Consider the following 7,869-nt stretch of genomic DNA (forward strand, 5'->3'; position numbering starts at 1 on the left):
CAAGTAAATGCATTAGCAATATCACAATTAATACAAGTATAATAATTGCTGTATGGAACAAAACTTTATAAATGCTAGCGTTTCTCCCCAAAACCATACGTTACGACCTGGTGGTCAGCCAGTTATATTTAAAGTCACTGTTATCAATGACAGCGAGCAACATGCTGATTTTAAACTCGAAGTGATACCAGCAGGAGCTAGTCCGAGTTTTGGAAATCAATGGTATCGTCTTTCCCCAGAGATTTCTGCTGCAAAACCACCTGGTAGTAGTACAGAATTTCAAATTATTATTTTTGACTCACCCATACCAAGCTTTGTTGGAACTGCAACTTTGCGAATTAAAATTGTTTCACCTCGGTTGCGGCAAGAACGGACACTTGTTGTGTACCTGAGAATTGAGGCAGACGACAGAGTAAAAGCTGTGAGTGTCGAATTGCCCGTGCAAAGGTTTCAAGTTTATCCTCGCAACACGGCAAATATCGCAGTGCGATCGCGCAACTGGAGTCATAAACCCGTTGATGTGGTGTTGCGTTTTGTTGGTATCGAAGCATCTTGGCTAAATGATGGTGTGGAAAGACGATTATTGTTAGAAGCGAATACTCAAGTTGAAACAATTTTCCAATGTCAACCTCCATCCTCGAATCAAGCACTAAGTCGAGAGTATCCCTTCACAGTAGAAGCTACAAGTCGAGATGGTTTGTCCCATAGTCCCCAAGGTATTTTAGAAGTTTTACCGGTGGGTTTTGTTGAGTTTAAAGCCACACCCCAACAACAAACTATTCCCCGTCAAGGTTGGTGGATCCCTGATTGGAAATCAAATTCTACAACTTTTGAATTACTGTTTAAAAATGTTAGCAATCTCCAACAACAAGTAGACATTCAGCTACAAGGCAAAGACCACCGTCAATGCACTTGTAAATTATTTCCTGAATATGCTGAACTACCAATAGGGGAAACAAGCAAAGTAGAATTGGAAATGAAAACAAAACGTCATTGGGTTGGGTGGTTAAAAACTTTAAGATTTGATGTCAAAGCCATATTATCAGACCAAAGATTAGGTGGTACTGACCCTACAACTCAAGCTTTAGAGTTAAAAATTTTACCTATTTTCCCTCTATGGTTGCAATTAGCTTTAATTGGCTTTTTGGGATTATTGCTATCTTTAATATTTAAGCCAGAATTAATTGCACATACAGATTCAATTAATGTAGTTCGTTTTAGTAAGGATGCAAGTACAGCAGTTAGCGGCTCAAATGATGGCACAATTAGACGCTGGCAAATTAATGGTAGCAGCTTAAAACCCGCAGGAGATAATGAACCTCAAAAACCGGAGGGTGTATTAGGGAAAACCGGTGGAGAGGTATTGTCATTACGATTCGACCCACATGAAAATAATCGTGTTGCTGCTGGGATGAAAAATAGCGTTATTCAACTATGGGATATTGCAAACCGTGAAAAAAAACCTGAACTAAAAGTTACAGATTTTGTTGGTAAAACTGACAAGGTATTTGACTTAGTATTTACTCAAAATGATAAAAAATATTTAATTAGTGGTCATCCTAACCGGAAGGTGCTTTTATGGTCGAGAAACTCCCCTACAGAAGAGTTTAAACAAGCACCAGAAAGAATCATTAACGTAGATTATGATGTATATTCAATGGCTTTGAGCAGTGATGATAAGACTTTGGCTATAGCAGGAAATTATAAATCTCTGATTTTATTAAATTTAAATCAACTTAATTCTATTCCTCAAGCAAAAGATAAGCTTACCCAAGATGATTTGCTTAAAAATAATCTCAGTCAAGGTAAATTTGTCGTAGCAGATGAGAAGAGTAATTATGGAAATAACGATCGAGTTTTGAGTATTGCATTTGTACCTAAAAGTTCCAACCTCCTAGCAATAGCTGACTCAGACGGTTATATTACAATTTTAGACTATCAATGCCAAAGTCGGATTAAATCCAACCCACAGCAGCCATTTTATCAAAAAGAATGCGAACGCGATCGCTGGCAAGCAGGAGAGCAAGCTATTCGTAGTATCGCTGTTTCTGGGGATGGTAAAAAGCTGGTAAGTGCAGGTGATGATGGACGAGTAGTAGTTTGGCAATTAACCCCAGAAGGTAAACGCAGTAGTGAATCTATTAAAGGCAAACAAATCAAAAAAATAGCGCATATTATTAACAGCATCGATATTAATAGCCAGGGAAATATGGTTATTATTGGAGGTGAGGAATATCAAAAAACACAAAAAGGTAAAAAATATAAACCAGACTCAATCCCCATTAATTAAGTCAGGATAATGGAATGCAAAATCAATATACTAGTGTACTAAAAGTAATTATTAATCCCCCCGATATTTTACAGGGGATGCCAGGTGATACCCTACAATTACACGTAATTATTACCAACCAAGGCTACAAAGATGCTCGAATTGATGTTTCTTTTGATGAAGCATTCCAAAACTTAAATCTATCGAATAATCCATTACAAGAATGTCTCTCATTAGCTTCTCAAAAAAGTTATGAAGTATCCTTCGAGTTCCAAATTCCTCCAAATACCCCACCAGGAACATATGACTACAGACTAATCGTAGACGCTCCTGAAGATTATCCACAAGAAACACCTATCTCGTTTCCCCTACAAATTCAGGTTTTAATTAAAGAGCAAACAGTAAGACGTGGAGGAGACGACCCTACTTTTATAATCAAACCTGCAAGCAATCCCAAGAATCAGTTAATTTATAAACCCGGTCAACCTTTATTGCTAACAGTAGCAGTTAACAATCGTTGCCAACAAGTAGACCGTTTTCGTTTAACTTGTCCAGATTTAGATGATACTTGGTTTACAATTCGCTATCCCAGAACAGGTTATGAAGGAGCAGGGGTACTTTCGGAAGAAAATGGACTAGAATTAAACGACTATTCCCAAGGTGAAATATTACTCGAAATCCATCCCCCTGCGGATGCCTTTGCTGGGACATATCCACCTACAATTCAATTATATTCTCAAAATAGACAAGATTTAATATTATTAGACTTAGTTTATTTACAAATTCCAGAAAATTATATTTTAGACATAGAATTAAACACTATTTTAGGAAAATCTAGTCGTGCTGCGGGTAAATATCAACTTAAATTAACCAATCGAGGTAATACCGATCGCGAACTTGTTTTAGATGCTAAAACTCAAGATGAAGAAGAATTATGTAACTATAAATTTGAGCCATTAAAAGTCAGATTATTACCCCAAAAAAGTACAGATGTAAACTTAACAGTCGATCCAACTAGTTCCTGGAGACAACCTTGGCTAGGTTCAGGATTATTTATCAACTTTCAAATCGAGATTCAAGATCAAAAACAATTACCACTTCCCGATAAATTACCTCAAGGAACTTTCATTTGGAAAGCTCGTCCTTGGTGGCATTTTTTCCTATTATTATTGCTGATTTTAGGAATATTGGGAGGTAGCGCATTTATCATTTGGCGAATATTGCATCCAGAACCAGCAAAAATAGATTTTTTAAAACCAACAAATCCTACTTATCAAGAGGGCAATAAAATTAGTTTAAATTGGCAAGTTAGTAATGTTAAACAATTAGATAATTTAAGATTATCTTTTACCGCAGAAAACCTAGAGCCAAAAGAATATAGCTATAAAATTAACGAATTAAACGATGGTAAAAACTGTCAAACACAAAATAATACACTGACCTGCAATAATTTTATCACAGAAGCTAAACAACCTGGAAAATACACATTTAAGTTAGAAGCTTATAAAAACAAAAACAATAAAGTCGATGAAAAAACTACATCTCCAGTAGAGATAAAATTACTCCCATCGCCAGAAATAGTGAATGATTCTTTTAGCTCGGATAAACTCCAATATGAAACAGGTCAACAAGTAAATTTAAGTTGGCGAATTAGTAATCCAGAACAATTAGCAAGTCTTCAGATTATCAATAAACAAGAAAATGGAACATTAATTACTATAGGTAACTTTGATTTTACCAAAGGAATTCCCCCTCAACTTCAAAAGCAATGCCAAAAAGGTAATGAATTAACTTGTCAAAATGTGCCTATGGGAGTCAGCACACCAGGGAAATATACTATTTTTCTGCAACCTACAAGTAAATCTCCTTTTCAATATCCAAAAAATCTCAAAGCTTCTAATCCAATTAATATTAACGTTACATCGAAACCATTTGAGATTGAGTTTTTCGGGATTAACAATAACCAGCAATCTACACAATCTTTAGATGAAGGTGCAACCGTAACTCTGCGCTGGAAAGTCAAAGCAGACCCAAAAGATGTTATTATTACTCTTTCTCATTCTGGTAAAAAAGTAAACGTTACAGGTTCCGAATCTATTATAGTAATCCCCGAAGTAGGAATTTCAGTCGAAGATAAATACGGTCAGCAAAAACCCATTAGCATGAAAATAACTATTATTCCTAAACCTAAAAATAGTCCAACCCCAGCAACGGGAGCATCCCACTTTTTATTTAGCGGGCAAAGATTAATCCATTAAGATAAGCACAACGATGAGCGATGACTTGAGGAACATTATCAATTTTCCATTGTGCACCGGAAATTTTAGTTCGACGGTCAATCTGTTTAACAGTAGATTCAATTGCACCAGAGCCAATAGAGCAAATTTGTTCGGCTTGATAATATTGATAATTTACGATTCGGTGTCGATGTTTCTCAAGGTAAACACAGAAATTCTCAGCTTGCTTGAGTTCGCAGTCAGCAAAGCAGGCGATTCCTGCGGAAAGCTTCGCTAACGCATCATCAACCCTCCCTTGCCACAGTAGACTTTTTGCCTTGTTAATTCTTTGAATTGAACCACCAACTTTATGTAGATTTTCCATTAGATGAAACCAATCAAGTATTGACAAACCTCTGGTTCATGAAGGTTATTGCCCAGTATGGTAGTCCCGACTACTTCTTTACTGGGTATTTTCGCGTAAATGAAACTTCACGGCTCAATCGTAGTATTTTGGCATCAATCACTGAAAACGACACGGGGCGACCTGTTTTTGCTCAAATGATTGGCGAAAGTATTCCCGATTTAGTCAGAACAGCACAGGAACTCTGCCGCGATAATATCGCTGGAGTTGACTTGAATATGGGTTGTCCAGCACCTAGAGTCTATCGCAAAAATGTTGGGGGTGGATTATTGCGAGAACCGGAAAAAGTGGAGCGGATTTTGGCAGAACTGCGTTCTACGGTGAGCGATCGCCCTTTGACTGTTAAGATGCGTATAGGCTTTGATAATACAGATACTTTTTACGAAATTTTAGATAAAATTAACCGCCACAACATTGATTTACTGAGTTTGCATGGTCGCACGGTGAAAGATATGTACCACGGAGAAGTCAGGTACGATTTGATTGCGGAAGCGGTTAAGCGGGTTGATTGTCCGGTGCTTGCCAATGGTAATATTAACTCTGCCACAAATGCCCAAGAAGTGCTTTCTCAAACAGGTGCGGCGGGTGTGATGGTGGGACGTTGGGCAATCGCAAATCCTTGGATTTTTAATCAAATTCGGCAGGCTTTGCGAGGAGAAATAATTACACCTGTTTCTTTAGTAGAAGTACGTAACTATATCGATCGTTTATGTCAAACCCCTAACTCGGCAGCTATACCAGTGCGTTCACGAAGTGTCTCCTATGGAGAATCGCGTGTCGGCTACTTAAAAATGTTCCTCAATTACATTGCACTGTTGGTTGATGCTGAAGGTCATTTTCTACGGCTGATGCGAAAGACACAGACTGAGGTTGAGTTGCTTAACTTGTGCGATCGCTTCCTCCTTGGCGATAGTAATGAAAATTTCGCCCTCGCACCTTACTCAAAGATTTAACTATTACCTTTGTGAGTATCATAACTTACTTCTTCCACGGTAGCTTTGTTCCCATTTCAGTTAATGCTGAGAAAATTAAATAAACAATTAATAAACCAATAAGCTTAGACGCATCTAAATGACATCTTTTTAAGTCTGAAAGCCTTGCTATGAGGTTTTCGGTATACAAATTAAGTGAGTTTTAGCTTACTAATAAGAAAAATTGTAATATCGTTATTCATATTTTATTTTCCTTTACTACTGTTTATATTTGTAGGAATTGTACAGTCTTAGTAAATATAAATACAGTCTTGAAGGATAACAATTAATTCTCAGTAAATACCCTGATTTTCTGTTCGCGAATACACAATACGAATTGGGTGGGATGTTTCCATATTCTCCGATAGGAAATTTTTTCCGTTCGGTAATTTATAGATACGACTTGTAAATCCCAATTAGCTTTTGTTTTACACTGAGGTAAATTCCGCCGATTGAAACCTGCCATTTCTGGAATGTAGACTAACAGAGCTTTCCCCGATTAGCCACCAATTCAATCATCCCAATCGTTAATATTTTCTCTCATATTTCCTCTTTCTCTGTGTTTAATAATTCATACTAAATTTTGAAATCTTCCCAATCGATGGAATTCCAATAATCTTCCATTTTTTCATCCCATTCCCGCGATAAACGTAGATATTCTTCCCTCTGGGCTTCTGCAACAGCATGTAATGATAAATCGTCGCTATGTAGCGCACCTTCCGCCACTAAATCTCCCAGATTGTCTGTGTCCCAAACTGAAGTAGGTAATACGACTGGTTTGACTCTATCCATAACTCGAACGCCTCAGAAATACAAATATACTAATTATATCCAAAAGTAATTAAATAAATTCAATTTTACGTCATTAGTGATAGATGAATTCTTGACTAAAGGCTTAGTATCAAATATCTAAAATATCCATAAATTGGTAGATAAAATTATGAATTAAATTTAATTTTTATGGCAATTACCCTCGAACACTTCTGCACCAAAACGGGTAAACCAATCATCGCTAATGGTGAGCCAATTATAGAAAAAATCGAATACTGTTTGGCAGAGTATTTTGCCCCAAATGCCACTTTTAAATTGGGGACAGTATATCAGGGACTGACGACGGAACAAGACCTCAACCAATTCGCACCCCAAGGATTAACACTGGAATTCTCAGCCGATCGCCGTTTCTATTTTATGGACGAAAAGTTACGAGAACAGCTTTTTGACCAGCCTCATTTTGGTGCTGCATACGGTTCTAATTTGTTCACACCCTGTAAAAGTTTCTCAGAGCGGGAAAATTTACGAGTTTTAGTAGTCGATGCAAAAACAGGGGAAAATGGAGGAGTAATGGCAAATTCGGATGCGATTCTCCATAGGAGACGCTTCGCGATCGCACTAGTTGGTGATGGCGATGGCAAGATTGACATTAGGCTTCATGCATCTTTGGGGAATCAAGAAGCAACGCCATTTCAAACTCGTTTTGGTATTAAAGAAAGACGTGCTGGGTTGGATATCGATGACGCAAATAAACCACTTAGAGTAATCCAAGAAATAAATGATCCAACTGTTGATCCTGAGTCGCTATGTAATAGACAGAGATGCTTCATTGCGCTTCGCTCCATTCAGCATGACAATTGGGCACTTTTTTACTTGGAACACTCTTATTAAAACTTGGCAATTGGGAAAGGGAACATTCGCACCACGAGATTTAAGTAATGTCAGAAATGGTTACGATTTAATCATTTCCACTGACCAACTTAAGGGACGAAGTGTGGGGGAGTGGGAGAGCGGGGGAGAGGGAGAGTGGGGGAAAGATGGATACGAAAAAACAGGTAATGCAGTAGATGAATATTCTTTACCCCTAAACTCCCCGCAGTCGCTACAACGGGGGGAACCCCCGCAACACGCTGCTCTTCCCACTCCTCCCATCCTCCACTCCCCCACTCCTCTTCAACCGGGGGAATATGTGATGACAATGGGGATTGGGAATAAAAC

General features: G+C 37.9%; 6 protein-coding genes and 1 pseudogene. 5 read left to right on the plus strand and 2 right to left on the minus strand.

Going from position 1 to position 7,869, the window contains the following annotated elements:
- Window positions 1-52 precede the first annotated feature (52 nt).
- Entirely contained in the window at window positions 53-2,290 is a 2,238-nt protein-coding gene (locus CK510_RS22510; protein ID WP_095723819.1) for a WD40 repeat domain-containing protein, read from the plus strand.
- Between the two features lie 14 nt (window positions 2,291-2,304).
- The gene (locus CK510_RS22515) at window positions 2,305-4,527 is read left to right on the plus strand and encodes a triple tyrosine motif-containing protein (protein WP_095723820.1); all 2,223 of its coding nucleotides are present in this window, start codon (window positions 2,305-2,307) and stop codon (window positions 4,525-4,527) included.
- Here CK510_RS22515 and CK510_RS22520 read toward each other — a convergent pair.
- A pseudogene (locus CK510_RS22520) lies at window positions 4,502-4,891 on the minus strand (ISKra4 family transposase); the annotation flags it as partial. The gene CK510_RS22515 and the pseudogene CK510_RS22520 sit on opposite strands and share 26 nt — an antisense overlap.
- Between CK510_RS22520 and CK510_RS22525 the strand changes: the two are divergent.
- Window positions 4,840-5,862 (plus strand): tRNA-dihydrouridine synthase family protein, encoded by a 1,023-nt coding sequence (locus CK510_RS22525; RefSeq protein WP_373695827.1) that lies wholly within the window; start codon window positions 4,840-4,842, stop codon window positions 5,860-5,862. The pseudogene CK510_RS22520 and the gene CK510_RS22525 overlap by 52 nt on opposite strands.
- A 594-nt stretch (window positions 5,863-6,456) precedes the next feature.
- On the opposite strand, the gene CK510_RS22530 is transcribed toward CK510_RS22525, so the two are convergent.
- Window positions 6,457-6,672 (minus strand): hypothetical protein, encoded by a 216-nt coding sequence (locus tag CK510_RS22530; protein ID WP_095723822.1) that lies wholly within the window; start codon window positions 6,670-6,672, stop codon window positions 6,457-6,459.
- Between the two features lie 168 nt (window positions 6,673-6,840).
- On the opposite strand from CK510_RS22530, the gene CK510_RS22535 reads away from it, so the two are divergent.
- Together CK510_RS22535 and CK510_RS22540 are read left to right on the plus strand one after the other, a co-directional pair.
- Window positions 6,841-7,542 (plus strand): hypothetical protein, encoded by a 702-nt coding sequence (locus CK510_RS22535; protein WP_245912317.1) that lies wholly within the window; start codon window positions 6,841-6,843, stop codon window positions 7,540-7,542.
- Window positions 7,502-7,869, plus strand: a 368-nt coding sequence (locus tag CK510_RS22540) for a hypothetical protein (RefSeq protein ID WP_211293261.1), incomplete at its 3' end; no start/stop codon positions are given. The genes CK510_RS22535 and CK510_RS22540, both read left to right, overlap by 41 nt.

The organism is Brunnivagina elsteri CCALA 953 (assembly GCF_002289455.1).
Taxonomy (GTDB): domain Bacteria; phylum Cyanobacteriota; class Cyanobacteriia; order Cyanobacteriales; family Nostocaceae; genus Brunnivagina; species Brunnivagina elsteri.

Bases quoted from the DNA above. Each gene is read 5' to 3' on its own strand.
- CK510_RS22515 (WP_095723820.1), top strand. From the start codon at position 2,305: ATGCAAAATCAATATACTAGTGTACTAAAAGTAATTATTAATCCCCCC.
- CK510_RS22535 (WP_245912317.1), top strand. From the start codon at position 6,841: ATGGCAATTACCCTCGAACACTTCTGCACCAAAACGGGTAAACCAATC.
- CK510_RS22530 (WP_095723822.1), bottom strand. From the start codon at position 6,672: ATGGATAGAGTCAAACCAGTCGTATTACCTACTTCAGTTTGGGACACA.
- CK510_RS22510 (WP_095723819.1), top strand. From the start codon at position 53: ATGGAACAAAACTTTATAAATGCTAGCGTTTCTCCCCAAAACCATACG.